This window comes from Actinomadura darangshiensis, assembly GCF_004349235.1.
Lineage (GTDB): Bacteria > Actinomycetota > Actinomycetes > Streptosporangiales > Streptosporangiaceae > Spirillospora > Spirillospora darangshiensis.
This window is the reverse complement of sequence record NZ_SMKY01000027.1, coordinates 1-25,879: the sequence shown is the minus strand read 5'-3', so window position 1 is coordinate 25,879 and position 25,879 is coordinate 1. Positions and strand designations below refer to the sequence as shown.

At 71.2% G+C, this 25,879-nt stretch carries 24 protein-coding genes and 1 pseudogene; 13 read left to right on the top strand and 12 right to left on the bottom strand.

All coding sequences use genetic code 11. The features are described 5' to 3' along the window. Window positions 1-24 precede the first annotated feature (24 nt). Both E1293_RS08915 and E1293_RS08910 read left to right on the top strand, forming a co-directional pair. Entirely contained in the window at window positions 25-1,470 is a 1,446-nt protein-coding gene (locus E1293_RS08915; protein WP_132195779.1) for a M20/M25/M40 family metallo-hydrolase, read from the top strand. 58 nt (window positions 1,471-1,528) lie between these two features. Continuing rightward, complete coding sequence (locus tag E1293_RS08910; protein WP_132195777.1) at window positions 1,529-2,659, top strand: nuclear transport factor 2 family protein; 1,131 nt, start codon at window positions 1,529-1,531, stop codon at window positions 2,657-2,659. A 71-nt stretch (window positions 2,660-2,730) separates the two neighbouring features. Here E1293_RS08910 and E1293_RS08905 read toward each other — a convergent pair whose 3' ends face one another. The 5 genes from E1293_RS08905 to E1293_RS08885 form a co-directional block, all read right to left on the bottom strand. Beyond that, window positions 2,731-3,468, bottom strand: coding sequence for an HpcH/HpaI aldolase family protein (locus E1293_RS08905; RefSeq protein WP_132195775.1), 738 nt, complete (start codon window positions 3,466-3,468; stop codon window positions 2,731-2,733). Beyond that, window positions 3,465-4,229, bottom strand: a complete 765-nt coding sequence (locus E1293_RS08900; RefSeq protein WP_132195773.1) for an SDR family NAD(P)-dependent oxidoreductase — start codon at window positions 4,227-4,229, stop codon at window positions 3,465-3,467. The genes E1293_RS08905 and E1293_RS08900 overlap by 4 nt, the downstream gene beginning before the upstream one ends. Next, entirely contained in the window at window positions 4,226-5,551 is a 1,326-nt protein-coding gene (gene hisD / locus E1293_RS08895; protein WP_132195771.1) for a histidinol dehydrogenase, read from the bottom strand. Before hisD ends, E1293_RS08900 begins: the two co-directional genes overlap by 4 nt. 62 nt (window positions 5,552-5,613) lie before the next feature. After that, window positions 5,614-6,312, bottom strand: a complete 699-nt coding sequence (locus E1293_RS08890; protein ID WP_132195769.1) for an alpha/beta fold hydrolase — start codon at window positions 6,310-6,312, stop codon at window positions 5,614-5,616. Then, window positions 6,309-7,442 (bottom strand): cupin domain-containing protein, encoded by a 1,134-nt coding sequence (locus E1293_RS08885; RefSeq protein WP_132195767.1) that lies wholly within the window; start codon window positions 7,440-7,442, stop codon window positions 6,309-6,311. The genes E1293_RS08890 and E1293_RS08885 overlap by 4 nt, the downstream gene beginning before the upstream one ends. A 186-nt stretch (window positions 7,443-7,628) precedes the next feature. Between E1293_RS08885 and E1293_RS08880 the strand changes: the two genes are divergently transcribed. Beyond that, window positions 7,629-8,627, top strand: coding sequence for a LacI family DNA-binding transcriptional regulator (locus tag E1293_RS08880; RefSeq protein ID WP_132195765.1), 999 nt, complete (start codon window positions 7,629-7,631; stop codon window positions 8,625-8,627). Window positions 8,628-8,636: 9 nt separating this feature from the next. Here E1293_RS08880 and E1293_RS08875 read toward each other — a convergent pair whose 3' ends face one another. Further along, entirely contained in the window at window positions 8,637-9,578 is a 942-nt protein-coding gene (locus E1293_RS08875; protein WP_132195763.1) for a LysR family transcriptional regulator, read from the bottom strand. 97 nt (window positions 9,579-9,675) lie between these two features. Between E1293_RS08875 and tdh the strand changes: the two genes are divergently transcribed. The 4 genes from tdh to E1293_RS08855 all read left to right on the top strand — a co-directional run bounded on the left by tdh (window position 9,676) and on the right by E1293_RS08855 (window position 14,496). Then, window positions 9,676-10,725 (top strand): L-threonine 3-dehydrogenase, encoded by a 1,050-nt coding sequence (gene tdh / locus E1293_RS08870; protein WP_132195761.1) that lies wholly within the window; start codon window positions 9,676-9,678, stop codon window positions 10,723-10,725. Window positions 10,726-10,749: 24 nt separating this feature from the next. Further along, entirely contained in the window at window positions 10,750-11,940 is a 1,191-nt protein-coding gene (locus E1293_RS08865; RefSeq protein ID WP_132195759.1) for a glycine C-acetyltransferase, read from the top strand. A 155-nt stretch (window positions 11,941-12,095) separates the two neighbouring features. After that, entirely contained in the window at window positions 12,096-13,487 is a 1,392-nt protein-coding gene (locus E1293_RS08860) for a M20/M25/M40 family metallo-hydrolase (protein ID WP_165978145.1), read from the top strand. A gap of 94 nt (window positions 13,488-13,581) precedes the next feature. Next, window positions 13,582-14,496 (top strand): nuclear transport factor 2 family protein, encoded by a 915-nt coding sequence (locus tag E1293_RS08855; RefSeq protein ID WP_132195755.1) that lies wholly within the window; start codon window positions 13,582-13,584, stop codon window positions 14,494-14,496. Between the two features lie 2 nt (window positions 14,497-14,498). Here the strand turns inward: E1293_RS08855 and E1293_RS08850 are convergent, their stop codons facing one another. The 4 genes from E1293_RS08850 to E1293_RS08835 form a co-directional block, all read right to left on the bottom strand. Then, complete coding sequence (locus E1293_RS08850; RefSeq protein WP_132195753.1) at window positions 14,499-15,698, bottom strand: PucR family transcriptional regulator; 1,200 nt, start codon at window positions 15,696-15,698, stop codon at window positions 14,499-14,501. A 107-nt stretch (window positions 15,699-15,805) separates the two neighbouring features. Next, the gene (locus E1293_RS08845) at window positions 15,806-16,606 is read right to left on the bottom strand and encodes an alpha/beta fold hydrolase (RefSeq protein WP_132195751.1); all 801 of its coding nucleotides are present in this window, start codon (window positions 16,604-16,606) and stop codon (window positions 15,806-15,808) included. 111 nt (window positions 16,607-16,717) lie between these two features. Beyond that, window positions 16,718-17,818 (bottom strand): tartrate dehydrogenase, encoded by a 1,101-nt coding sequence (locus E1293_RS08840; protein ID WP_132195749.1) that lies wholly within the window; start codon window positions 17,816-17,818, stop codon window positions 16,718-16,720. Further along, window positions 17,815-18,546 carry a GntR family transcriptional regulator gene (locus E1293_RS08835; RefSeq protein ID WP_207938744.1) on the bottom strand — a complete coding sequence of 244 codons (732 nt, stop codon included), beginning with the start codon at window positions 18,544-18,546 and terminating at the stop codon, window positions 17,815-17,817. The genes E1293_RS08840 and E1293_RS08835 overlap by 4 nt, the downstream gene beginning before the upstream one ends. A 71-nt stretch (window positions 18,547-18,617) precedes the next feature. Between E1293_RS08835 and E1293_RS08830 the strand changes: the two genes are divergently transcribed. The 4 genes from E1293_RS08830 to E1293_RS08815 are packed head-to-tail and all read left to right on the top strand — an operon-like array spanning window position 18,618 to window position 22,681. Continuing rightward, window positions 18,618-19,964, top strand: coding sequence for an MFS transporter (locus E1293_RS08830; protein ID WP_207938743.1), 1,347 nt, complete (start codon window positions 18,618-18,620; stop codon window positions 19,962-19,964). Next, window positions 19,961-20,968 carry a phosphoglycerate dehydrogenase gene (locus E1293_RS08825; protein ID WP_132195747.1) on the top strand — a complete coding sequence of 336 codons (1,008 nt, stop codon included), beginning with the start codon at window positions 19,961-19,963 and terminating at the stop codon, window positions 20,966-20,968. Before E1293_RS08830 ends, E1293_RS08825 begins: the two co-directional genes overlap by 4 nt. Further along, the gene (locus E1293_RS08820; protein ID WP_132195745.1) at window positions 20,965-22,365 is read left to right on the top strand and encodes an acyclic terpene utilization AtuA family protein; all 1,401 of its coding nucleotides are present in this window, start codon (window positions 20,965-20,967) and stop codon (window positions 22,363-22,365) included. The genes E1293_RS08825 and E1293_RS08820 overlap by 4 nt, the downstream gene beginning before the upstream one ends. Beyond that, window positions 22,358-22,681, top strand: coding sequence for a DUF4387 domain-containing protein (locus E1293_RS08815; RefSeq protein WP_243716111.1), 324 nt, complete (start codon window positions 22,358-22,360; stop codon window positions 22,679-22,681). Before E1293_RS08820 ends, E1293_RS08815 begins: the two co-directional genes overlap by 8 nt. Window positions 22,682-22,695: 14 nt before the next feature. Here E1293_RS08815 and E1293_RS08810 read toward each other — a convergent pair whose 3' ends face one another. Both E1293_RS08810 and E1293_RS08805 read right to left on the bottom strand, forming a co-directional pair. Then, a complete protein-coding gene (locus E1293_RS08810) occupies window positions 22,696-23,628 on the bottom strand; it encodes an SDR family NAD(P)-dependent oxidoreductase (RefSeq protein WP_243716110.1) in 933 nt (310 codons plus the stop codon). Between the two features lie 8 nt (window positions 23,629-23,636). Further along, window positions 23,637-24,326, bottom strand: a complete 690-nt coding sequence (locus tag E1293_RS08805) for a PaaI family thioesterase (protein ID WP_132195743.1) — start codon at window positions 24,324-24,326, stop codon at window positions 23,637-23,639. A 104-nt stretch (window positions 24,327-24,430) separates the two neighbouring features. Between E1293_RS08805 and E1293_RS08800 the strand changes: the two genes are divergently transcribed. After that, window positions 24,431-25,153 carry a TetR/AcrR family transcriptional regulator gene (locus E1293_RS08800; RefSeq protein ID WP_207938742.1) on the top strand — a complete coding sequence of 241 codons (723 nt, stop codon included), beginning with the start codon at window positions 24,431-24,433 and terminating at the stop codon, window positions 25,151-25,153. Next, window positions 25,107-25,879, top strand: a pseudogene (locus E1293_RS08795) (cbb3-type cytochrome c oxidase subunit I); the annotation flags it as partial. The gene E1293_RS08800 and the pseudogene E1293_RS08795, both read left to right, overlap by 47 nt.

The window sequence follows — 25,879 nt, the reverse complement described above, 5'->3', positions numbered from 1 at the left end:
GACATACGTATGTAGAGGAGGATCATGGTTGGAGAGCTCCGTGCGGCGCACGCGGCGGTCCACGACACCATCGAGCGGGAGGAGGAGGCGTGCGTCGAGGAGATCCGCCGCTACCTGCGCATCCCCGGCTTCTCCGCGTCGGGGGAGGGCATTGAGGGCTCGGCGCTGGCGACCCTGGCGTACCTGCGCGAGATCGGCGCCGCGGACGCACGGCTGATCGACACCGCGGGGAACCCCGTCGTGTTCGGGACGCTCCGATCGCGGCGGCCCGGTGCGAAGACGCTCATCCTCTACGGCCTCTACGACATGACGCCCACGATCGAGGACGAGTGGGCCGTCGACCCGCTGGGCGCCCGGATCGTCGAGTCCGCAACGATCGGGCTGGATCCGGCCATCGGCCCGGTGATCGTGAGCCGGGCCGCGCACAACCACCGCGGGCCGACCCTCAGCGCGCTGTTCGCCATCCAGCGCATGCTGCGGGTGGAAGGCGACGTGCCCTGCAACCTGGTCTTCGTCATCGAGGGCGAGGAGGAGATCGGCAGCCCGAACCTCCCCGCGTTCGTGGAGGCGCACCGCGATCTGCTGGCGGGCGCGGACGGCGCGTGGCTGCCGTGCATGTACCAGTCGGGCGACTCCATGCTCACGCTGCGCGGCTTCAAGGGCGGGCTGTGGACCGAGCTGCGCTGCGACGGCGGGGCATGGGGCGGCACGGTCGACGGCAACCATCTGTGGGCCGGCCATTCCGCGTGGATCGACGCGCCGATGATCCAGGTGGTCCGGGCGCTGGCGTCCCTCATCGACGCGGACAACAAGCTGGTCGTCGACGGGGCCGGGGACCTGGAGTTCGACCTCAGCGCCGAGGACCTGAAGGACGCCCAGGAACTCGTCCGGCAGGTCCGCGCGGATCCGTCGGTCGAGGCGGCCATGCTGCGCACGCTCGGCGTCGCCCGCATGCGGGGCGGTGCCTCGCTCGACCGGCTCTTCGAGCAGTTCATGTTCGGGTTGAACGCGAACATCCAGGGGATGTCCGGGGGGTACGAGGGGGAGTCGTTCTACTCCATGCTGCCGGGCCGGGCGGGAGCGAAGATCGATATCCGCTTCCCGAAGGGGACCGACCACCTCGAGATCGCCGGGCTCATCCGCGCCCACCTGGACCGGCGCGGATTCGAGAACGTGCGGCTCGTCGGCAGCCGGGGGTATCCGGCGGCCCGCACGGCACGCGGCGACCCGCTGCTCACCTCGGCCGCCGACGCGGCCGCCGAGTACGGAGTCGCCACCGAGGTATGGCCCATGTACAACGGCTGCTGCCCCGCGTCGCTCTTCCAGTCCCTCGGCGAGATCCCGTTCAGTTTCGCCGGCCTGGGCGAAGGGGAGCGCCCCCATGCCCCGAACGAGTTCATCCGGCTCGACGCCATCGGCCGGCTGATGCACTTCACCGTCAGCTACCTGCACGCGTGGTCCGCCGCGTGACCCATACGACCGAAGACCCCGGTGCCTCGCACGCACCGGCCGACACGAAGGTTTTCCGATGACGGAACTGATCAACCCGTACGGGGCCGGACGGGAGATGCCCACCGGGTTCGAGATCTCGCTCGGGGAGAAGGGCGGCACCGAGCGGATGCTGGCCGGGCCGCCGGCCGAGCGGCGCCAGAGCATGCGGGGGTTCGAGGAGCAGTACGCCGACATCGTCGACTACATCGTCCGGATCACCCACCGGATCTGGGAAGACAAGAACATCGGCTACATCTACGACACCTACCGCCACAACGCCCGTGTCACCGACGACTCGGGGCTGCAGTACGGGCGGGACAAGATCGTCGCGGACACGGTGCACACGATCAACGCCTTCCCCGACGTGCGGCTGTACGCGGACGAGGTCGTCTGGGCGGGCGACGACGTCACCGGCTTCCACACCTCGCACCGGACGGTCATCGTCGGCCACAACACCGGCTACTCCAAGTACGGTCCGCCGACGGGACGCCGGATCGTCGTCTGGTGCATCGCCAACTGCGTGGCCCTCGAGAACGAGATCTTCGAGGAGCACGTGATCTACAACAACTCCAGCATGCTGGCGCAGCTGGGGTTCGATCTGCGGGCGAAGGCCCGGGAGATGGGCAACCAGGCCGCGGCCCTCGACGCGCTGATGGACCCGCGCTCCGGCGAGGCGGAACGCGTCCTCGGGCAGGGCAAGCCGCCGCACCTGCCCGACCTTCCCCGGGACGATTTCGCGGTCGAGCCGTTCCTGCGACGGATGTACCACTACGTGTGGAACTGGCGCGACATCGGGCGCGTGGACGACGCCTATTCGCCGAGCCTGCGGTACCACGGCCCGTCCGGGCGCACCTACTACGGACGCGGCGAGTACAAGTCCTTCCTCCTGTCCATGATCGCCATGTTCCCGGACATGGCGTTCTCGGTCGACGACGTCTACTACATGGGGAACGAGGCCGACGGCTATCTGACGTCGGTCCGCTGGAGCGCGGTCGGCACCCACCGGGGCCACGGCATCTACGGCCCCCCGACCGGCCGGCACGTCTACATCTGGGGCATCTGCCAGCAGCGCATCAGGGGCGGCCTCATCCAGGAGGAATGGATGATGTTCAACGAGTTCGCGCTGATGCAGCAGATCTACCGCGACGAACCCTTCCAGGAGTCCTGACCGTCCGGAGACACGAGAATCCCGGCCCGCCGTCGGCGGGCCGGGATTCTTCGCGGTCCGGCGCCGCGCGCTCAGCGGACGTTCAGGCCGCGGAACGTGGTCAGCAGGACGTGCGCGAGGTTGTAGACGATGAGGCCCGGCGGGGCGGCGGCGGCCTGGGGGGCGCCGCCGACGATCGTCATCTGCGCCCGGCCGGCCGCGGCCGCCGCGGCGCGCACCGCCTGGATCGCCTCCCGCACGGCGGGCTCGGACGGGCCGCCGGTGAGGCCCATCGCCACCGACAGGTCCGCGGGACCGGGCATGACCGCGTCCACGCCCTCGACGGCGAGGATCTCCGCCGCGTTCGCGCAGCCCGCCGGGGATTCCAGCATGACGACCACGAGCGTGGTCTCGGCCGCCTCCGCCAGATGCCCCTTGATCGTCGCCGAGCCGTAGCGGCCGGCTCTGCTGTAGGTGGCGAACCCGCGCCCGCCGAGCGGCGGGTAGTGCGCCGCGGCCACGGCGCGGCGCGCATCGCCGGCCGTGTCCACATGGGGGACGATGATGCCGGCGGCGCCCAGGTCCAGCACGCGCAGGACCAGGTCGGGATCGTCCGGCGCGACCCGGACGAGCACATCGAGACCGCGGGCCTCGGCCGCCACGATGTGGTGCTGGAGGTGGACCAGGTCGGCGGGGCCGTGCTCGCAGTCGATGACCACGTAGTCGAGGCCCGCCACGCCGGACAGTTCCACCAGCATCTCGCCGGGCATCCGCAGCAGCCCGCCGAGGAGGGTCTCGCCGGCCCGGACGCGTGCTCGCAGCCGCCTCATCGGGCCACCATCCCCGCGGACAGGTCGATGTCGGCGGCGCACAGTCCAGGCATCCCCAGCATGGCGACCAGAGCCGAACCCACCTCCTGGGCGGTGACCATCCTGCCGAGCGCGGCACGGGACACGAAGGCCCGTTCGGCCTCCGCGTAGTCCACCCCGGTGCGTTCGGCCTCAAGCCGGAAGTTGCGTTCCATCCGCGGCCCCGCCACCGGGCCGGGCGACAGGGTGTTGACGTTGACGCCGTGCGGGCCGGCCTCGGCGGCGAGCGTCGCCGTCAACCCGATCACGGCCATCTTCGAGGCGCAGTACGGCGTGCGGCCCGGCAGCGGCCGCTTGCCGCTCACGGAGGCCACGTTGACCACGTCGCCGGTTCCGCGTTCGAGCATGGCCGGCAGGAACGCCCTGCACATCAGGTAGACGCCACGGACGTTGACGTCGAAGACCGCGTCCCACTCCGCGGGCTCTATGCCCACCAGAGTCTGGACCGGCCCTGGCACGCCGGCGTTGTTGACCAGGATCGAGATCTCCTCGTCGGCCAGTTCAGCGGCAAGGTCCCTGACGCTCTCCGCGTCGGAGACATCGCACACGGCCGCGCAGCCGGGGACCGCGAGCGAGGCCACGACATCCTCCAGCCGGGGACGGTCCCGTCCCACGGCGACCACGCGCGCGCCCGCATCGGCGAGCGCGACGGCCATCGCCGCGCCGAGACCGCTGCCGCCTCCCGTCACGAGCGCGGTGCGGCCCGCCACCCCGGCGGTCATGCCAGCGGCCGTTCGAGCGCATCGCCGTCCCGCCACGGCAGCGCGGTTCCGCTGTGCGCCGCGGCCCGTACATCGCCGGACCTGGCGTGTCCTTCGAACAGTTCGACCCTCGCCGCGCGGCCGCACACCTCTCCGAGCCGTGCGCTCGCCGCGGGATCGGTCACCTCCTGGTAGGTGACGGTCTTGAGGTACTTGCCGACCCACAGCCCGCCGGTGTACCGCGCCGCCCCCCGCGTGGGCAGCACGTGGTTGGTGCCGATGACCTTGTCGCCGTAGGAGACGCACGTACCGGCTCCGAGGAACAGTGCGCCGTAGTCGCGCATCCGCTCCAGCGCCCGCCGGGGCTCGGCGGTGAGCACCTGGACGTGCTCGGACGCGTAGGTGTCGGCGACCGCGAACGCCTCGTCCACCGAGCCGGTCACGACGACCTCGCCGTGGTCGCGCCAGGCCGGGGCGGCGAAGTCGCGGGTGGGCATCCCCGGCAGGAGCCGGTCGATGTGCTCCATCACCGTGCGGCCGAACCGTTCCGAGGTGGTGACGAGAACGGCGGGGGAGTCCGGGCCGTGCTCGGCCTGGGACAGCAGGTCCACCGCGGTCACGAACGGGTCGGCGGTCTCGTCCGCGATGACCAGGATCTCGGTCGGCCCGGCGAACAGGTCGATGCCGACCTCGCCGAACAGCTGCCGCTTCGCTTCGGCCACGTAGGCGTTGCCCGGACCGGCGATCAGGTTGACACGGCCGATCGTCTCGGTGCCGATCGCCATGGCCGCCACCGCCTGGACTCCGCCCAGCATGTAGATCTCGTCGGCCCCGGCCATGTGCATGGCCGCGACGGTCGCCGCCGGCACCTCGCCGCGGATCGGCGGTGTGCAGGCCGAGACCCGCGGCACACCGGCCACCTTGGCGGTCACGACCGTCATGTGGGCGGACGCGGTGAGCGGGTAGCGGCCGCCGGGGACGTACGCACCGGCGGCCGCGACGGGAATGTGCCGCTGGCCGAGCCGCACGCCGGGCAGCGTCTCGGCCTCGAAATCGGCCATCGAGTCGCGCTGCCGCTGCGCGAATCCGCGCACCTGATCCTGGACGAACGCGATGTCGTCCAGAACCTGCCGCGGCACGCCGGCGACGATCCGCTCGATCTCCTCCCCGGGCAGCCGGAACGAATCGGGCGACCAGCGATCGAACCTTTCCGAGTGGTCGCGCACGGCGGCGTCACCGCGTTCGCGGACGTCAGCGATGATCGTCGTCACTCGGTCGCGAACCTCGCTGAGGTCTTGGGCGACCTGCTCCTTGGGCATCGGCTTCTTGAGTGCGTACGTCATTGCACCTTCCAAATGGACGGATCTGCTGAATGGGTGGGGACGCGGCCCGTCATGGCCGGTTCTCAGGCGGCGGCCGCCGCCAACCACGTGCGGAGGAGTTCTGATGTCTCGCGTGGACGTTCCATGGGGAGCAGGTGGCCGGCGCCCGGCACCACCCGCAGACGGCCGCGGGGGACGGCGGCCGCGATGCGCCGGTGGAAGTCGACGGGGCAGAGCGCGTCGGCGTCGCCGCACATCACCAGCGCCGGGCAGCGTGCTGCTTCCAGGACGGGGAAGGCATCGGTGCGCGTCGCCTGGGCGGCCAGTTGCGCGCGCAGCCGCGCGGGACCGACCCGCCGCGCCATGTCCGTGAACCGCCCGGCCAGCGCGTCCAGGGCGCCGGGGGAGTACATCGCCGGAAGGATGTCTTCCTGGACGGCCTGCTCGAACTTGCCGCGTTCGAGCCGTCCCGCCGCCGCCCGCCAACCGTCCAGCTGCGCGGGAGTCGGCGCGGCCGCGTTGGTCGAGATCGCGCAGAAGGCCCTGACGCGTTCGGGAGCGATCCGCAGGACCTCGAATCCGACGATCGCGCCGAGGCTGAGCCCGATCAGCGCGAACGGCCCGGCCGTGGCGGACAGCACCTGCGCGGCCATCTCCGCGATCGTCGGCGCGGTGATGGCGGCGGTCAGCGCCGTCGTACCGAGCCGGTCCGCCACGCCGGTCCAGAGATCGTCGTCGCAGAGCATGCCGGGCACGAGCACGGCCGCGGGCGCCGGTGTCATCGAGGTCCCGGAACCAGTGCCGCCGAGCCGAGGTAGCCGTCGTGGTCGACGGCGACACCGGCGGCGGCCGCCTCGTCGACGACCTCCGGTGCCCATTCCGGGCAGACCCGCCCGTCGCCTCCGGTGATCAGGACCATCGACGCGTCCTGCGCGCCGGTGCTGCGGATCCTCCGCCAGGCGCCAGGCGGAACCGAGAGCATGTCCCACGGTCCCAGCCGGACGCTCACCTCTTCGCCCGGGGCGTTCAGCGTCACCTCCCACTCGCCGTCCCGGGCCAGGAGCACCTGGGAGGCGCCGTGCCGGTGGCGCGACACTCCCTGGCCGGGCAGGCCGCTCAGCCAGGCGATCGTGTGGCCGTGGGGATTGCCGATCACGGGGTGCTGGAACCTGTCCTGCGTGAGCCCGTACCCGATCACGCAGGCCAGGCGGGCGCCGCCACCCGGCAGGCGGCTGTCCAGGAAAGGGGTGTCGCTCCAGCTCAGATCCTCGCGGCCCGCGACGCGGTCGCGCATCTCCTCGGCGGAGTAGACGCGAAGTTGTGCGATCTGCTCCGCGGTCAGCGGGGGGATCAGTTCGTCCTCGGGGGGCAGGACGTCCCCCGCGACCGTGTCGACCAGTTGGTTGCCGGAGGTGAGGTACAGGCCGTGGCCCGCGGCCTCGCGAAGCACGGACGGAGCCCAGATGATCCCGCCGGTGGCGTCCCGTCCCAGCACGGTGAAGAGCCATCCGTCATCGGGACCGACGTTGGTGAATCCGCGGAAGGTCCAGCTGGGGATTGAGGCGACCTCGCCTTCGCGCAGCCGCAGCTCGCCGTCGGTTCCGTCGGCCCCCCAGCGCAGCAGGTACTCACCGCGGAAGCACAGGAAGACCTCCGCGGTGAAATGCAGGTGCAGGTTGTTGGTCACGCCGTTCGGCATGGCCGCGGCGCCGATGTTGAACCCGTGCGGCTCGCGGAGGTTGACGAACTGCCCGGAGCTCTGGCTGACGCCGGGGCCGATCATGGCGTAGTTCTGCTTCTGGTCGGAGCCGGGCGTCCGGCAGTCGATGAACGCCTGGTCGCAGGAGACGAAGTCGGCACGCCGGATGGTGCGGCGCCGGACCTCGTCCTCGCTCAGCGGTGCTTGGGCCATGGTCACACTGCTCCCGTCCTAGATTGACATACGTATGCACATCATCAGAGGGGAGTCCTTCCTGTCAAGGTCGGATCCATCGACCGGCTAGGGGATTTCTCCGTTCTGCGCGGGGTCCGCAGGGCGCTCAAATGACTATGATCCGTATACACACGGGAGATCGGGTCAAGGGGGTGGGGAGACCGCATGGCGATCACGAGCCACGACGTGGCGCGGCTGGCCGGGGTGTCGCAGCCGACGGTCTCGCGCGCCCTGCGCGGCGACAAGCGCGTGTCGGAGGCGACGCGCCAGCGTGTCGTCCAGGCCGCGACCGCGCTGGGCTACGTCCCCAGCGAAGCCGGCCGGAGCCTGTCGACACGGACGACCAAGCGGGTCGGCGTCATGGTCACGGACCTGACCAACCCGTTCTACCCCCACCTGATCGGCCCGCTCCACGACGAACTCGAGCGGCGCGGCTACCGGATGATGCTGTTCGCCGAGCGGTCCGAGTCGGCCGCCGCGGACGAGCGCCTGCTCGACCGGTCGATCGACGGCGTCGTGCTGGCGACCGCCACCGTCGACACCGCCCTGCCCGGCGAGCTCAGCCGGCGGGGAATGCCCTTCGTCTTCCTCAACCGCGAGGCGGCCGGCGCGGGCAACGACGCGGCCGTCGTCGACAACGAGGCGGGCGGCCGCGTGGTGGCCGAGGAACTCGTCCGCCTCGGCCACCGCGACATCGCCATCATCGCCGGGCCGCAGAGCACGACGACCGGACGCGACCGGGAGCTGGGGTTCCGGTACGCGCTCGCGGAGGCGGGCATCGGGCTGCCCGCCGGGCGGGTCCGGCGCGGGCCCTTCGGCTTCGAGACCGGATACGGCAACCTCGCCGCTCTGCTGAGCCAGCGGCCGGCGCCCACCGCGGTCTTCTGCGGCAACGACGTGATCGCCATCGGCGCCCTCAACGCCGCCATGCGGGACGGGGTACGGGTGCCGGACGACCTCACCCTGATCGGCTTCGACGACCTGCCGATGGCCGGGTGGGAGTCCTTCGACCTCTCCACCGTCCGCTACGACCTGAACGCGATGGCCACGGCCGCGGCGGGGCTGCTGGTCGAGCGGATCGAAGGCGCCGACGGGCTCGACGGCAACCGCCGGCTGGTCTTCCCGCCCGTGCTCGTCCTGCGCGGCACCCACCGCGCCAGGTGACGTCCGGTCTCACTCGGGCCTGACCCTGGGCAGGGCGCCGAGGACGGTCAGCTGGCCGGTGCTCTCCCGGAGCGCTTCGAAGATCAGGCTCAGCAGCGGGTGCCGCTCACTGCCCCGGCGCATGGCCGTGAACACGCGCCGGACCGGTGCCCGGCCCGCCACCGGGCGGACCACCACACCCGCCGGCCTGAACGTGTGCAACGCCGAACGCGGGACCAGGGCCACGCCCGCATCGGCCGCGACCAGGGCGCACACCGCCCGGAAGTCGTCCGAAAGGCACAGGACCTCGGGTTGGAAACCCGCGTCCTCGCACGCACGGAGCACCACGTCGTGCACCGGGTTCCCCGGCCACGGGGTGATCCACGAGTCGTTCGCGAGCGCCTTCAGCTCGGCCGCCGTTCCTTCCGCGAGAGGGTGGCCGGGCGGAAGCAGCGCGTCGAAGGGCTCGTCGTAGAGCGGCCGCCGGAGCAGGGAGCCGCCGCTCCGGCCGAGCGTGTCGCGGTGCTCGACCGCCACCGCGATGTCGGCGTCACCGTCCAGCACGAGCCGCTGCCCGGCCGGTCCCTCGGCGTCCTTGACCCGGACGCGCACCTTCGGCGCGCGCGACCCGAGCACCGCCATCGCCGGGGCGACCACTTCGGTGATCGCCGTGGAGAACGCGGCCACGGTCACCGTCCCCGCCAGCCCTTCCGTCACCGCGGCCAGGTCGGCCTCGGCCTGTTCGAGCTGGGCGGCTATCCCGGCGGCGTGGCGCGCGAGCACCTCGCCGGTGGCGGTGAGCCGCACCATGCGGCCGCGCCGTTCGAGCAGTTCGTGACCGGTCTCCGCCTCCAGCGTGGCGAGCTGCTGGGAGACGGCCGAGGGGGACATGTAGAGGATCTTCGCCGCCGCGGTCACCGTGCCGTGGTCGGCCAAGGCCTTGAGGATGCGCAGCCGGCGAGGGTCGATCATGACGCCCATCATGGCTCATCGTGAAGCGCGGCTTCACGATCGACCCCGGATAATGCCGATGGACTGGACGAGAGCCGTCGTCGCACAGTGGTCGACCATGAGAGCTCTGATGAAGACCTCGGCGGGGCCGGGCCTCGAACTGACCGATGCGCCGATGTGCGAGGCGGGACCCGACGAGGTACTGATCAGGGTCCTGCGGACCGGCATATGCGGAACCGACCTGCACATCGACGGCTGGGACCCCTGGGCCTCCCGGGTCGTGCGCACGCCGCTCATCCTCGGCCACGAGTTCGTCGGCGAGGTCGCCGCGACCGGGCCGGGAGTGACGGGCGTCCGCGCCGGCGACATCGTCAGCGGCGAGGGGCACCTCGTCTGCGGCCGGTGCCGCAACTGCATGGCCGGGCGCCGCCACCTCTGCATCCGCACCATCGGGCTCGGCGTGAACACCGACGGGGCCTTCGCCGAGTACGTCGTGCTGCCGTCGTCCAACGTGTGGGCCCACCGGGAGCCGATCCCGCTCGACGTGGCGGCCATCTTCGACCCGTTCGGCAACGCGGTGCACACCGCCCTGGCCTTCCCCGTCCTCAACGAGGACGTGCTCGTCACCGGCGCCGGCCCGATCGGGGTGATGGCGGGCGCCATCGCCAAGCACGCCGGCGCCAGGAACGTGGTCGTCACCGACGTCAGCGGCTACCGGCTCACCCTGGCTCGGACCATGGGGGCCACCGTCGCCTGCGACGTCGGCCGGGCGGACGTCGGCAGCGTGGCGGCCGAGCTCGGGATGAGCGAAGGCTTCGACGTGGGGATGGAGATGTCCGGGAACGCCGACGCGCTGCGGAACATGATCTCGCAGATGCGGTCCGGCGGCCGGATCGCCCTCCTCGGCCTTCCCGCGCAGGACGTCCCGGTCGACATGGCGACGATCGTCACCCGCATGCTGACCCTGCGCGGGATCTACGGCCGGGAGATGTACGAAACCTGGTACGCGATGTCCGTCCTGCTGGAGGGCGGGCTGGACATCGCACCCGTGATCACTCATCGGTACGGCTACGAGCAGCACGCCGACGCGTTCGCGACGGCCAGGTCCGGGCGATGCGGCAAGGTCGTCATCGACTGGACGCGGCCCACCGGGCCCGGCGTTCTCTGACCCACGAAACGAACGGAGTCATTCGTGTACGACGGCATGCGACAGGACCTGCGGGCCCGGCTGGACGACATCCGCGACGCGGGGCTGTACAAGCCCGAGCACGCGCTCGGCGGCCCGCAGTCGTCCGAGGTGCGCGTCGGCGACCGGAAGGTCGTCAACCTCTGCTCCAACAACTACCTCGGGCTCGCCGACCACCCGGACGTGGTCGAGGCGGCCAAGCGGGCACTCGACGCATGGGGATTCGGGATGGCCTCGGTCCGCTTCATCTGCGGTACCCAGGAACCCCACCGCGAGCTCGAGTCCCGCCTCTCGTCCTTCCTGGGAACCGAGGACACCATCCTGTACAGCTCCTGTTTCGACGCCAACGGGGGTGTCTTCGAAACGCTGCTCACCGATGAGGACGTGGTCATCTCCGACGAGTTGAACCACGCGAGCATCATCGACGGGATCCGGCTCTGCAAGGCGGCCCGCCTCCGCTACCGCAACCGGGACATGGCCGACCTGGAACGATGCCTCAAGGAGGCGGCGGGAGCCCGGCACGTCCTCGTCGTCACCGACGGCGTCTTCTCCATGGACGGCTACCTGGCCCCGCTCGGGGAGATCTGCGACCTGGCCGACCGGCACGGCGCGCTGGTCATGGTCGACGACTCGCACGCCGTCGGCTTCATCGGCGAGAGCGGTGCGGGCACGCCGGAGCTGTTCGACGTCGCCGGACGGGTCGACATCATCACCGGCACGCTGGGCAAGGCGCTCGGCGGCGCGAGCGGCGGCTACGTCTCCGGCCGGGCCGAGATCGTCGAACTGCTGCGCCAGCGGTCGCGGCCGTACCTGTTCTCCAACTCGCTGGCACCCGCCATCGTCGGGGCCTCGCTGAAGGTGCTGGACCTGCTGGCCGTCTCCGGCGAGCGCAGGGAGCGGCTCCGGGCCAACACCGCGATCTTCCGGAGCGGCATGACGGCCGCCGGGTTCGACCTGCTGCCGGGCGACCATCCCATCACCCCGGTGATGGTCGGGGACGCGGCGCAGGCGGGCGCCATCGCCGCGGCCCTCCTCGACCGCGGGGTCTACGTGACGGCGTTCTCCTACCCGGTGGTGCCTCGGGGGCTGGCACGCATCCGTGTCCAGTTGTCGGCCGCGCACAGTGCGGAAGAGATTCGCTCCGCTGTCGACGCGTTCGGCAAGGCGCATGACGAGGTGGAGGCGCGGAAGGTGTAGCCGGCGCGTTCGGACCGCATTGCCGGGACGGGCAGTGGTCGCTAGTCTGGTCTGACATACGTATTCAAGGAGGGCGCGACGTGTCGGTGCCGGGGGCGGTCCTGGACGGGGTGCACGAAGAGATCGGCCGGCGAGAGCGGGACAGCCTTGAGGCGGTGCGGGCCTGGCTGCGGGTTCCGTCCTTCTCCGACACCGGAGAGGGCATCGACACCTGCGCGGCCTTCACGCGAGACCTGCTGGGCCGCATCGCCGCCGACGCCACCGTGGTGCCGACCGCTGGGCATCCCGTTGTGGTCGGAACCGTGCCCTCCGCCGATCCGGACGCTCCGACCCTGCTCGTCTACGGGCTGTACGACGTGACACCGACCATCGCCGCGGAGTGGACGGTCGATCCGTTCGACGCACCCCTTGTCGATGCCGGCGATATCGGCCTGCTTCCGCACCTCGGACAGGTGCTGGTGGGGCGCGGGGCCAATAACCACAAAGGGCCGGTCCTCGCGGCCATTCTCGCCGTCAAGGCGCTCCTCGACAGCGGCGCGTCGCCGCCGGCGAACCTGGTCTTCGTCATCGAAGGGGAAGAGGAGATCGGCAGCCCCAGTCTCCCGCACTTCCTCGAAACGCACCGAGATCTGCTGGCGCCCGTGAAAGGCGTCTGGCTGCCCTGCATGCAGCAGAACTCCTCAGGTGTGATGACCTTGCGGCGCGCCTACAAGGGAAGCCTCTGGACCGAACTGTCCTGCGTCGGCGGCCGCGACGGCGCCGGCGGGCCGCGGGACGGCAGGCACCTGTGGGCCGGGCACTCCGCCTGGATGGACGCGCCGATGATGCGGCTCGTCCGGGCGCTGGCGTCGCTGTTCGACGACCGGCAGAGGGTGACCGTCGACGGCCTGGCCGAACGCGTCAGGCCGCCGATGCCCGAGGACGCGCCGGAGGTCCGCCGGCTGACCGAGGCGTTCGACGCCAATCCGCAGTGGGAACGCAACATGCTCGCCAATCTCAACGCCGCCGGCTTCATGGGCGGGCAGCGGCTGTCGGCGCATCTGGCCCATTACATGCTCGGAACGACGCTCAACATCCAGGGCATCACCGGCGGATACCAGGGCCCTGACTACTACACGATGATGCCGGGCCGGGCCCACGCGAAACTCGACTTCCGGTTCCCGCCGGGCATCGAGCCGGCAGAGCTGGCCGGACTCGTCCAGGCGCACCTCGACCGCCGGGGCTATGCGGACGTACGCGTCGCCGAAACCAGGGGGTACCCCGGATCGCCGGGAGTTCCCGACGATCGGGACACCCTTCTTCAAGCCGCCCGGAGCACCGCTCAGGCGCGCGGCGTACCGGTGGACGTCTGGCCGATCGCCAACAACTGCTGCCCGGCCGCCATGCTCACCCGACTGGATCGCGACGTGCCGTTCAGCGTCGCCGGCACCGGTCACGGCGACCGCGCTCACGCGCCCGACGAGTACATCACCGCGGGTTCGGTCCGGTCCCTCATGGATTGGACGGTGGACTTCATCCACGCATGGGCGCGAATCGCCGGAAACTGATCAGTGTATGCGTATTCATTTCCGGCGATGGCCGTGCCGGATGATGCGTGCCGGATGATGCGTGCCGGATGATGCGTACAGGAGAGGAAGGTGCATGGCGGAGGAGTTGGGCGTCCGGCCATTCGGGTTCGCGGACGCGCCGGACTACATCGAGAAGATCACCTATGCGATCTGGAACGGCCCGGATCGTGATCCGGGCCTGATCGCCAGATACTACGGCGCCGGCACGCCCATCCACATGGACGCCGGTGACCTGCGCGGCGCCGATGCGGTCATCGCCAACACCGAAGCCAGGCTGACGGCGTTCCCGGACTTTCACGGGCACATCGACGACACGATCTGGACCGGCGACGAGGAGACCGGCTACCGGACGTCCATGCGGTGGACCTGGACGGGCACCAACACCGGGCCGTCGGTGTTCGGCCCCGCCACCGGCCGGAGCGTGACGTTCACCGCGATCGCCAACTGCGTGATCCGCGGCGAAGTGATCGTCGAAGAGTGGCTGGCCGCCGACCCTGTCGACCTGGCACGCCAGCTCGGACTTCCCGGACAGGAGGCATTGCGGAGCGATCAGCCGCCTCCAGCGGACGCGACCACGCCGCGTCCGCTCGTCTCCGGGGCATGCGGTGACGCAGGCCAGGTCGTCGCGAACAGCTGGAAGACCCGGCTGGACGGCCCGAGCGGATCCGAAGTCGACGATTACGCCCAGGACGCGGTCGTCTCAGTGGGGCCGCGGCGGACACTGCGCGGCCGTGCCGCCATCGCCGGATGGGCGAACGGATGGCGCGGTCTCGCCACCGGCCTGACCTGGTCCCTCGTCGACCAGTACAGCCGGCCGCCACGGGCTGGGGAAGCGGAGCGCGTCGCCACCCAATGGACGCTCACAGGTAGCGGACTGCGCCTCTCCGGCATCAGCCACCACCACGTACTCGACGGCGAGATCGTGGCGGAGTGGACCCAGTACGACACTCACGCGGTCGGGATGGCCGGTTCGTGCTCGCTGCCGTGACTTCAGGAACCGGGCAATTCGGGAAGCGGATGTACCTGGAGCCAGTAGGTGACGGCGGCCTGGTATTCGAGGTTCCGGTCGGGCTCGCGGATGGCGGGGCCGAACGCCTCGTCGAGCTGGCGCATGCGGTAGCGGATGGTCTGCGGATGCATGTGCAGGATGGCTGCGACCTCGGAGGCGTTGAACCCGGTCTGCAGGCATCGCAGAAGGGTCTCCATGAGCGCTTCACGGCTGCGCCGCAGTCCGGCGAGCGGGGCCAGCAGCCCTGCGGTGAGCTGGTCCATCATCTCGGCACCGTGCAACAGCACGAGGGGCATGCCGTGGTCGCCCGCGTGGACGGGCCGGCCGGTGTCCAGGCCGCCCCGGGCGGCTAATTCCAGTGTCCGGCGCGCCCAGCGCAGTGAGCGGCCGGCCTGGGTGACGGGCACGGTGGGGCCGACCGCGGCGGTCCAGTCCTTCAGCTCGGCGGCGAGCCGGTCGCGCCGGCCGGGGCCCGCGGGATCGGGAATGATCAGGCACGGCTCCGGCATGTGCAGGCCGGTGAGCGCGTCGGCGGGGACACCGGGCCGCAGCACGGCCGCGTCGGCGCGCAGCGAGAGGGCGACGGCGGCGATGGTCCGCGGGACGGCCCAGCCGGCGTCGGCGGCGAGGCGGCGGACGGTGCCGGGCCGGGGATCGTCGCTGATCAGCAGTTCGAGGAGCTTGCGGCGGTGGTGCAGGACGTCCGCGGCGGAGCGGGCGCCGGCGTACCCCTCGGCCGTGGCGCTGGTGATCTGCTCCAGGTAGTACAGGACGTCCTGGGCGACCTTGGCGACGACGGTCGGGGTGACGCCGGGCAGGGATCCGACGGCCTCGGTCAGCCGGTTGATCGCCACGCCGGTGCTGACCCGGAAGCCGGCCTGCCAGGTGTCCTGGGCGATGCCCTCCTCGGCGATGAGCACGCCGAGGTCGCGGTAGAAGTCGCAGAGCTCTTCCAGATGGCCGTCCCCGCCGGTGAGGACTTCGACGAACCGGCCGATGCCCTCGTGCACCGCCTGGGTCAGGAACGTGGCGTAGCGCGGATCGTGCGGCCGGACCAGGGCGGGCAGCTGCGCCTGGATCTCGCCGACCGCCTCGGCCGCGACGTCCGGGAGGCGCCGGCGCAGCACGTCGCTCAGTCCCGTGACTTGGGCTTCGGTCAGCCCCAGATCGCTCAGCCGCATGACCCTCACCCTTGTCGCGTAACCCAGATCACACCATAGGGGCGAGCCGGCATCTGGATCGTCCGTGCCGGCGGATCGGCAGGGAGCCTGCCGATCCTCCGGCGTGCTCAGTTGAGGGTGTCGAGGAAGGCGTTGACCGCGGTGGCGAAGCCTTGGGGGTCGGTGGTGTGGACGAAGTGGTCGCCGTCGAGTTCGGCGCGCCGGGTGCCGGCGCGCCGGGTGACGATCTGGTGGGCTTGCTCAGGGGTGATGACCTGGCTGTCGCGGGCGTGGACGAACAGGGCGGGGCACTCGGTGGCGGTCCAGTCGGCCCAGTGGTCGCCGTGCGTTCCCTGCTCTGAGGTGATGGTGTCCTGAGGGTGGAACGGCAGGCGCCAGCCGCCGTCGGCGGTGGGGCGCAGCTTGTCTCCGAGCATCGGGGCCAGCGGGCCGATGGCGTCCAGGAGCGCTTGCCGGCCGGGGGCGGTGTAGGGCATCGACAGCACGAACGAGAGTGCGCTGGGGCCGTCGTCGAGATCGCAGACCGGGCCCTCGACGTTGACGATGGCGGTCACGCGCTCGGGGTGGCGGGCGGCGATCTGGTAGGCGGTGATGCCGCCGCCAGAGTGGCCGAGCGTCACGGCCTGCTCGATCCCCAGGTGGTCCAGCAGGGCGATCGCGTCGGCGACGTAGTCGTCGCGGGTGTAGGAGGCGGCCCGGTCGGAGTCGCCGTGCCCGCGCTGGTCGGGTGCGATGACCCGCCACCGCGGGGCCAGCGCCTGGGCCAGTTGCTCCCAGGTCTGCCCCTCGTAGAGGTGGCCGTGCAGGGCCAGCAGCGGTCGGCCGGGCCCGCCGAAGTCCAGGTAGGACAGCCGGCGGTCGCCGATGTGGAGCTCGCCGCGGATTGCGATGGTGCTGGTGCCGTTCATGATCGAACCTCCGTCAGGTGTCCGTCTCGATGAACAGCACTCTGACCGCGCCCGCTGACCGTGGACGCACCGGCCGCTGACGGCCCGCCGGCCATCCCCAGAGGTGTCGCGCTACGGCCGTATACGGGTGCGCTGGTTGATGCGGTCGGCTATGGCCTGGCCCAGTTCCGTGGTGGTGCCTCGGCCTTGGAGGTCGGGGGTCAGCGGGGCCTCGTCCGGGCCCGCGGCCAGGACGTCCTCGATCGCGCTCAGCAGGTGCGCGCCGGCGTCGGGGTGGCCGAGGTGGTCGAGCATCATCGAGGCGCACCAGATCTGTCCGACCGGGTTGGCGATGCCGCGGCCGGCGATGTCGGGGGCGGAGCCGTGGACGGGTTCGAACAGGCTCGGGCGGGTGCGGTCCGGGTTGATGTTCGCGCTCGGGGCGATGCCGATCGTGCCGGTGCAGGCGGGGCCGAGGTCGGAGAGGATGTCGCCGAAGAGGTTGCTGGCCACGACGACGTCGAACCGGTCCGGGTGCAGGACGAAGTCCGCCGCCAGCGCGTCGATGTGGCTCTTGTCGTGGGTGACGCCGGGGAACCGCTCCGCCATCGCCTCGACCCGTTCGTCCCAGTAGGGCATCGAGATCGAGATGCCGTTGCTCTTGGTCGCCGAGGTGAGGTGGCGGGCGGGTCGCCGTCCGGCGAGTTCGAAGGCGTACCGCAGCACGCGGTCGACGCCCACACGGGTCATCACCGTCTCCTGCAGGACGGTCTCGCGCTCGGTGCCCTCGAAGATCCGGCCGCCGATGCTGGAGTACTCGCCCTCGGTGTTCTCCCGCACGACGAGGAAGTCGACGTCACCGGGCCCGCGGCCCGCGAGGGGGCTGCGGACGCCCGGCATCAGGCGGCAGGGACGCAGGTTGACGTACTGGTCGAACGTCCGCCGGAACTGCAGGAGGCTGCCCCACAGTGAGACGTGGTCGGGGACGACGGCCGGCCAGCCGACGGCGCCGAAGAAGAGGGCGTCGTATGAGCCGAGGATCTCCTGCCAGTCGGGCGGCAGCATCGCACCGTGGCGCTGCCAGTACGCGGCGCTGGCGAAGTCGTAATGGTCGAACCGCAGATCCACGTCGAACCGGGCGGCGGTCGCCTCCAGGGCGCGGAGTCCTTCCGGGACGACCTCCGTGCCGATCCCGTCGCCGGGGATCACGGCGATCCGGTACCGGGCCGTCATCGGGAGTCCCGGGGGCGTTCTCTGAGTGCGGCCAGGCCGCCCTGGGCGTCCTGGATGACGAGCTGCTCCGCGGTCTGCGAATCGCCGGCCCGCAGGGCGCGCACGAGGGCGCGGTGGCCGGAGTAGCGGTCCAGTCCGAAACGGTCGTCCTCGGCGATCTTCTCCAGGCGCAGGGCGCGGCGCTCGGGCCGCGAGAAGACCTGGGACTGCTCCAGGAGCCGGATCAGCACCGGGTTGGCCGCGCAGGCGTTCACCGCGTCGTTGAAATCCTGCATGCGGTCGAGCAGCGCGGCGATGTGCCGGTCGACGTCCTCGCCGTTGCGGTGCCGGGCGGCGATGACGATCAGCAGGTCGTCGGCGGCGTCGAGGATCGCGTCGAGGGCGTCGAGCTGCTCGGGCGCGGCGTGCCGGGCCGCGAACCGGGCCACCAGGCCGCGCAGGCCGACCTCGACCTCGGCGAGGTCGTCGATGGCCCGCTCGGCGATGTCGGCCACGACGACCGTCCGGGGCCCGGTGCGCTGGATGAGGCCGTCCTGTTCGAGCCTGCGCAGCGCTTCGCGCACGGGAGTGGGGCTGACGTCGAGCTGTTCGGCCAGCCCCCGCTCGGTCACCTTCTGGCCGGGGCGCAGCGTCCCGGACCCGATCGCCTCCCTGAGGGCCTGGTAGGCGGAATCGGCGCGGGTCTCGGCGCCCGCGCCGGTTCGCTCCGTCGTCGGCTTGACCATCATGCCGTCACCCTAACAGAGGCCATGGCAAGACCAGGATGCTGTGTCTTGACATTTTTGCTATAGCAAGTACGGTGACTTCCGCCACAGTGGAGGAGGACGCCATGGCCACCAGCGCGACACGGGCCGAGACACCGGCCGGCACCTGGAGGATCACGTTCTACGTGGCCCTGGCGGTGTTCGCCCAGGAGTCGACCTGGAACTTCTACGACAACCGGGTGCCCGAACTGCTGCGGGACCACGTCGCCAGCGCGGCCGTGGTCGGGGTGCTCATGGGCATGGACAACCTGCTGGGCGTATTCATCCAGCCGTACATGGGGAACAGGTCGGACAACACCCGGACGGCATGGGGCCGCCGGATCCCCTACCTCGCCGTCATGATGCCGCTCGGCGCCGTGCTGTTCCTGCTCATCCCGCACGCGACGTCGCTGGCCTGGCTGGTGCTGGTGATCTTCCTCTACGCGCTGGTGATGAACAGCTTCAAGCCCATCAGCGAGTCGCTGATGCCCGACTTCATCGCGCCCGAGCGCCGCAGCACGGCCAACGCCGCGGTGAAGACCGCGGCGGCGCTCACCATCATCGTGGCCTCGCTGGTCAGCCTGCTGCTGGTCGACGACCATCCGAAACTGGCCTTCGCCGTTCCGTCCGGGCTCATGCTGGCGGCGGCGGCCGTGCTGGTCTGGCGCGTGCGCGACAGCCGCTCGGCGGCCTACCGGGCGGCCGTCGCCGAGGACGAGGCCGACCGCGCGGACGGTAAGCCGGCCGCGGCGGCCGGCGGGACGCGCGACGCGGAGGTCAAGATCAAGATGAGGGACGTCATCGGGGAGATGGTCCGCGACCCCGATCGGAGCCGGGTGCTGGTGGTGGTGGCCGTCTTCGTCTTCGGCGGCGCGTGGTTCGCCTCGCGGTCCCTGCTGACGCCCTACGGCGTGGAGGTCCTCGGCCTGTCCGACGGCGAGGCCGGCGGGCTGACGCTGCCCAGCGGGGTCGCCTACATCCTCGCCGCCTTCCCCGCCGCCCGGCTCGCCGAGCGCTTCGGGCGGCTGCGGGTCATGGCCGCCGGGGCCGCGGTCTTCGCCGCCGCCATGCTCCTCGGCGCCGCCGTCCAGACGCCGGCGGTCACCGTCGCGACGATGTGCCTGGCCGCCGCCGGCGCCGCCGGGTTCGTCATCAACGCCGTCGTCGTGCTGTGGAACCTCGCGCCGTCGCCCCGCGTCCTCGGCACCTACAGCGGCCTGTACACGGTCGGCTGGATGTCGGGCGGCATGGCCGGCCCCGCCCTCGTCGGCCTGGCGGTGGACGTCACCGGATGGCATCTGATGCTCCTGCACATCGCGGTCCTGACCGTCGTCGCGGCCCTCCTGGTCCTGCGGATCGACCGGCTCCGCCGCAGGGCCGACACCGCGGCGAGCGCCCGATGAGCACGCCGCCCACCGTCCTGATCACCACTGACCACCTGGCGCCCGGCGACGAGGCCGACGGCGTCCTGCGCGACGCCGGCTTCGCCACCCGGCACCGTCCGCGGAAAGGGGCCCGCGACCGCGACGACCTGATCGCGGCCCTGGACGGTGCCGTGGGCGCGCTGATCGCCAACGAGCCGATGACCGCCGAGGTGTTCGCGCGCGTCCCGGCCCTGCGCGCGGTCGTGCGGACGGGCGTCGGCTACGACTCCGTCGATGTCGAGGCCGCGACCCGGGCGGGCGTGTCGGTGAGCAACCTGCCCGGCGTCAACGCCAACGCCGTCGCCGAGTACACGATGGCCCTCCTGCTGGCCCAGGCGCGCCGGCTGGTGCCGGTCGCCGCCGGCGTCCAGGCCGGCCGCTGGCCGCGCCGGGGCGGTCACGAGCTGCGCGGCAGGACGCTCGGACTCGTCGGGTACGGCGCTACGGCCCGGGCCGTGGTGCCGCTCGCCCGCGCCTTCGGCCTGACGCTGCTTTGCACGACCGGTGTCCCCGCGAGCGAGCGGCGCGACGCCCCCGTGCGCTTCGTGGACCTGCCCGCGCTCCTGGCCGCCGCGGACTTCGTCTCCCTGCACACGGCCCTCACCCCGGCCACCCGGCACCTGATCGACGCGCCCGCGCTCGCCCTGATGAAACCCACCGCGCACCTGATCAACACCGCGCGCGGCGCCATCGTCGACGAGCCCGCCCTGGCCGCCGCGGTGCGCGCGGGCCGTCTCGCCGGAGCCGCCCTCGACGTCACCGGCACCGAGCCGCTGCCCGCGGCCAGCCCGCTGCGCGGCGTTCCGGGCATCACCGTCTACTCCCACCTGGCCGGGCAGACGGCCGAGGCCCGGCGGGCCGCCGGACTCGACGGCGCCCGCGAGCTGGTGGACGCGCTGCGGGGACGTCCCCGCTCATCGCTCAACGCGCACCTGATCCCCCCGCACGAGCCGAAGATCACGACAGAAACGAGGACGAGATGACCACGACGCCCGCGGGCCCCGCTCCGGACCGGGCGGTCAGGGTCCTGTCTCCGACCGGGATGGTCGGGGCGGGATTCCCGCCCGAGACGGTCGACCGGGGGATCCGGCTCGGCGCCGACGTGATCGCCGTCGACGGCGGTTCCACCGACTCCGGTCCCTACTACCTGGGCTCGGGCACGGCGAAGACGACCGCCGCCGCCGTGGCCGCCGACCTGCGGATCCTGCTGCGCGCCGCGGCCGGCGCCGGCATCCCGCTGATCGTCGGCTCGTGCGGCACGAGCGGCGCCGACGCCGGCGTCGACTGGGTCGCCGGGATCGTCGACGCGATCCTGCGGGAGGAGGGCCTGGCACTGACGGTCGCCCGCGTCTACAGCGAGCAGACCGCCGCCGCTCTCAAGGAGAGACTCGGCCAGGGACGGATCCACCCGCTGCCGCCGATGGGCGACCTCGACGCCGCCACCCTGGAGGGCTGCAGCCACATCGTCGGCATGATGGGCCACGAGCCCATCGCGGACGCGCTGCGGGCCGGCGCCGACGTGGTGCTCGCCGGCCGGGCCACCGACACCGCCGTGGCCGCCGCGTACCCGCTGATGCGGGGCATGCCGGCCGGCCCCACCTGGCACGCGTCCAAGATCGTCGAATGCGGCGGGCAGTGCACCACCGACCCGCGCGCCGGAGGCGTCCTGGCCACCATCGACCAGCGGGGCTTCACCATCGAGCCCCTGGACCCCTCCAACGCCTGCACACCGGCGTCGGTGGCGGCCCACATGCTCTACGAGACCGTCGACCCGTTCCGGATGCGGGAGCCCGCGGGCACGCTGCTGGTCTCGGACGCCGTCTACACCGCGCTGGACGACCGCCGCGTCCGCGTCGAGAAGTCACGCTTCGAGCACGCCGGCCAGCACACCATCAAGCTCGAAGGAGCCCGCGTCACCGGCTACGAGACGATGTCGTTCAGCGCCATCCGCGACCCGCACATCCTCTCCCGCATCGACGAATGGGTCGCGCTGCTGCGCGAGATCCTCACCGGACGCGTGCGGCAGACGCTGGGCCTCGGCCCCTCCGAGTACGCCGTGGACATCCGCCCGTACGGGTACAACGCCGTGCTCGGAGACATCGACCCGGCGGCCGGGCCGCCCCGCGAGGTCGGAGTGCTGCTGCTGGTCAACGCTCCCGACCAGGCCACCGCCACCGCCATCGCCAAGGTCGCCAACCCGCTGATGCTCCACCTGCCGACCCCCGACATGGACCACCTGCCGAGCCTGGCCTTCGCCACCTCGCCGGCCGAGACCGAACGCGGCGCGGCCTACGAGTTCGTGCTCAACCACGTCGTCGACGTCGACGACCCGTCCGAGATGTTCCGCATCGAGACCGCCGGAGGCCCCTCCCGTGACTGACGAGCATCGGCCCACCCTGGGCGAAATGGCCCTGGAGGTCCGCTCCAAGAATGCCGGCCCGTTCTGGATCACCATGGAACTGTTCATGCGATCGGCGCAGGACTACGCCGTCGTCGCCGACGAAAGCTTCATCAACGCGGACGTCATCGCCGCGCTGTACGACCTGGACCCGGCGAACATCCAGATCTTCCACATCCCCGCCCTCAACGTCGTGAAGATCTCCTTCCCCAGGCCGGTGGCCCAGGGCGGCCTCCGCGACCGAGACATTCACGCAGGCCAGCATCACGTCCCCCTGGCGGCCCTCGTACCCGCCTGACGCCGCGCGATCGGCTAGCGATCCGTTCCGATCAGCGCGGCGATCTCGTCAGGCGTCCAGGGCGGGGAGGTGCCATGGTCGCGCCAGGTGAGGTACTGCTCGACCGGACGTGGGAACTCGCCGATATAGCCGCCTGCGCCGACGAACACCCGCCCCGTGACCTCGGCCGACTCCGTGAGGGCGAGGAAGAGGTAGAGCTGCGCGACGTACTCGGCGGGAGGAGGCGCCAGTGCCCCGGCGTGCATGAGGTCGTCGAGGATGCCCCGCTGGTGCAGCCGTTCGATGCCGGCCTCGTAGTCCGCGCCGCTCGACAGGCGCGTCTCGGCTCCGGGGCAGACCGCGTTCACCCTGACGCCGTGTTCGCGAAGCTCGGCCGCGAGCGCGTAGGTCAGGCTGTTCACGCCTCCCTTGCCCGCCGGGTATCCGGTTCCCCCGAAGGCGCCGGTGAACGCGTGCGAGCCGGTGTTGACGATCCAGCCCCGCCCTGCCTCGACCATGAGCGGAGCGAAGGTCCGGCACGTCATGAAGGTCGCGTGGAGATGGACGTCGATGAGCGAGCGCCAGTCGTCCAGCGTGATGTCCAGGATCGAGGACGCGGCGGGTTCGGCGATGCCCGCGCAGTTGACGAGGGTGTCGGGAGTCCCGAGCTCCCGTGCCGCATCGAGCAGCGAGTCGACGACGCCGGGATCCGCGGCGGAGCCGGCCACGCCGACGACTCGTGCCGATCCGCCCAGCGCGGCGACGGCGTCGTCGAGGACCGTCTGATCGCGTCCGTTGATGACGACGGACGCTCCCGCGTTCGCCAGTGCGCGGGCCACCTCCAGGCCGATGCCGCGGGACGACCCGGTGACGACGGCGACGCTGCCGTCCGCGAGCGACCTCATGAGGCCCCGCCCCTGGACATCGAGGAACGCCTCCTCCAGGCGCGACCGCGCCGCAAGATACATAGCAGCATCTATGTGCTCGCCTGCTGTGGTGAGCCGTCGCCCGTCCCCGCAGCCGGCTGGACGAACACCCCGTCGGCCTCGACGGTGACCCCGCCGGCGGCGGTGATCGACCCGGCCACGAAGATCTTGCGCCCCTCTTCGCGGACGATGCCCGCTTCGAGGCGGAGAGGGCCCAGGGGAGTGCCGCGCCGGTACCGCATGGTGAGCGTTCCGGTGAAGGCCGTCCGGCGCATCGCGGACGCGGTTTCGCCCATGATGTGGTCGAGGAGCATCGCCGACACCCCGCCGTGGACCAGTCCAGGGGGTCCCTCATACGCCGCACCGAGGACCAGGTCAGCGTGGCATCCCGACGGGCCGTGGACGACACGGAGAGGCGGAGCGATGGCGTTCGCCGCGCCCATCACCGCATTGCCCCAGTTCCAGGACCGGAGTTCGGCGTTGTACCTGATGCCGGCGGGACCGGGCAGCTGGGCGGTCCGCAGCCGGGCGACGAGCGCGTCGAGGTCGGCGCGGATCCGGTGCACCTCCGCGTCCTCGACGGTCGTGCGAATCGCGGCGTCGATCAGTTCCCGAACGGTTCCGGCCAGCGACTCCAGCACCGCTTCCCGGCGGTCCACCTCGTCGGTCGGCGTGTCGTCGCGGACGACGCCGCCGACGTTCACCGCGGACGCTTCGGGGGAGGGACGGCGGCTTGTCATGCGCCGACCGTATACCGTGACGACCTGCACCACCACATAGACATGTCTATGTTCAGCCCGGCCGATGGACGTCTTCGCGATGCCGCTCGAACTACAATCGCACCGTGACTGAGCCGTCGTCCGCCCAGGGCGCGAAGCCGGAGGACCCGCCGAGCCGCAGTGTCACCGGCCCTCCGCTGAACGCGAGGGGCGCCCGGCTCAACCGGCGCGGTCTGGAGACACGGGCCCGGGTGATCAGGACGGCGATCGACATGCTCGCCGACAGCGAGCACGGTGGTGAGGCCAGCGCCAACCTCATCGCGAAACGCGCCGGAGTCACCTGGGGCACGGTCCAGCACCAGTTCGGCGGCGTCGACGGGCTCTGGGCCGTAGTCCTGGAAGAACTGGGAAGCCAGGGCGACATGCTGCCCTGGAAGGAGACGGACGACGGATCCGTCGCCGAACGGATGAGCCGCATCGTCGACGCCCTCTGGTCGGGGCTCGACTCGCCTCCCGGCCGGGCAGTGGCGACGCTGCGGAGCCTGCTGCCCCGCAACACGGCCGAACTCACCGAGACGCACCCGCGAACGGCCGAACAGCTGAACCTCTGGGACCGCCGGTGGCGACGCGCCTACGCGCGGGCGTTCCGCGGGCTCGTCGTCGACGCCTACCGGCTGGAGCGCGTGCGTCACCTCCTGCCGGCCGCCGTCCACGGCCTTTACCTGGAACAGCGCCTGAGCACCTGGACCGACATCGACGAGGCGCGCGCCGTGCTGGCCGAGTCGATCGCCGGCTACCTCGATCCCGGCACCGGGAGCACAGGACGCCCTAGGGCCGCCTCCGAGTAGACCGTCGGCAAGATCGTTTGGACGCCCTCGCCCTCTCCAGGGCGCGGCATTATTTTCACAAGCGACTCTTATTTGTACAAGAAAGCCTGCGCAACTGGCCCGCCCCGACCAGCACCTGGTCTCCAACGAGCGGTACAACCAGCTGTTCACGATGCACGGCACGATCATGCTGCTGCTCTTCGCGACCCCGCTGTTCGTCGGCTTCGCCAACGTGATCAGGCCGCTGCAGATCGGTGCGCCCGACGTGAACTTCCAGGTCACCGACACCTATTTCGTCGTTGCCCACTTCCACTACGTGGTCTTCGGAACCGTGATGTTCGCGATGTTCTCCGGCTTCTACTACTGGTGGCCCAAGATGACCGGAAGAATGCTGCGGGAGGGATGAGGGAGTCCACTTCTGGCTCACATTCGTCGGATTCCACACCACCTTCCTGGTGCAGCACTGGCTCGGTGCCTCAGGCATGCAGCGGCGGATTCCCGACTACGCCTCCCAGTTCGCCCCGCTCAACCTGGTCTCCTCCATCGGTTCGGTCATCCTCGCCTTGTCGACCCTTGCATTCTTGTGGGACGTGTTCACCAGCCGCCGCGCACCGGGGGTCACCGCCGACGACCCCTGGGGTTACGGCAACTCGGTGGAATGGGCCACCACTGGAATGGGCCACCAGTTGCCCCCCGCCCGGCACAACTTCACCTCGATCCCCAGCATCCGCTCCGAACGCCCTGCGT

Coding starts and splice junctions, on each gene's coding strand:
- E1293_RS08915 (WP_132195779.1), top strand. CDS start 25: ATGGTTGGAGAGCTCCGTGCGGCGCACGCGGCGGTCCACGACACCATC.
- E1293_RS08910 (WP_132195777.1), top strand. CDS start 1,529: ATGACGGAACTGATCAACCCGTACGGGGCCGGACGGGAGATGCCCACC.
- E1293_RS08905 (WP_132195775.1), bottom strand. CDS start 3,468: ATGAGGCGGCTGCGAGCACGCGTCCGGGCCGGCGAGACCCTCCTCGGC.
- E1293_RS08900 (WP_132195773.1), bottom strand. CDS start 4,229: ATGACCGCCGGGGTGGCGGGCCGCACCGCGCTCGTGACGGGAGGCGGC.
- hisD (WP_132195771.1), bottom strand. CDS start 5,551: ATGACGTACGCACTCAAGAAGCCGATGCCCAAGGAGCAGGTCGCCCAA.
- E1293_RS08890 (WP_132195769.1), bottom strand. CDS start 6,312: ATGACACCGGCGCCCGCGGCCGTGCTCGTGCCCGGCATGCTCTGCGAC.
- E1293_RS08885 (WP_132195767.1), bottom strand. CDS start 7,442: ATGGCCCAAGCACCGCTGAGCGAGGACGAGGTCCGGCGCCGCACCATC.
- E1293_RS08880 (WP_132195765.1), top strand. CDS start 7,629: ATGGCGATCACGAGCCACGACGTGGCGCGGCTGGCCGGGGTGTCGCAG.
- E1293_RS08875 (WP_132195763.1), bottom strand. CDS start 9,578: ATGATCGACCCTCGCCGGCTGCGCATCCTCAAGGCCTTGGCCGACCAC.
- tdh (WP_132195761.1), top strand. CDS start 9,676: ATGAGAGCTCTGATGAAGACCTCGGCGGGGCCGGGCCTCGAACTGACC.
- E1293_RS08855 (WP_132195755.1), top strand. CDS start 13,582: ATGGCGGAGGAGTTGGGCGTCCGGCCATTCGGGTTCGCGGACGCGCCG.
- E1293_RS08850 (WP_132195753.1), bottom strand. CDS start 15,698: ATGCGGCTGAGCGATCTGGGGCTGACCGAAGCCCAAGTCACGGGACTG.
- E1293_RS08845 (WP_132195751.1), bottom strand. CDS start 16,606: ATGAACGGCACCAGCACCATCGCAATCCGCGGCGAGCTCCACATCGGC.
- E1293_RS08840 (WP_132195749.1), bottom strand. CDS start 17,818: ATGACGGCCCGGTACCGGATCGCCGTGATCCCCGGCGACGGGATCGGC.
- E1293_RS08835 (WP_207938744.1), bottom strand. CDS start 18,546: ATGATGGTCAAGCCGACGACGGAGCGAACCGGCGCGGGCGCCGAGACC.
- E1293_RS08825 (WP_132195747.1), top strand. CDS start 19,961: ATGAGCACGCCGCCCACCGTCCTGATCACCACTGACCACCTGGCGCCC.
- E1293_RS08820 (WP_132195745.1), top strand. CDS start 20,965: ATGACCACGACGCCCGCGGGCCCCGCTCCGGACCGGGCGGTCAGGGTC.
- E1293_RS08810 (WP_243716110.1), bottom strand. CDS start 23,628: ATGTATCTTGCGGCGCGGTCGCGCCTGGAGGAGGCGTTCCTCGATGTC.
- E1293_RS08805 (WP_132195743.1), bottom strand. CDS start 24,326: ATGACAAGCCGCCGTCCCTCCCCCGAAGCGTCCGCGGTGAACGTCGGC.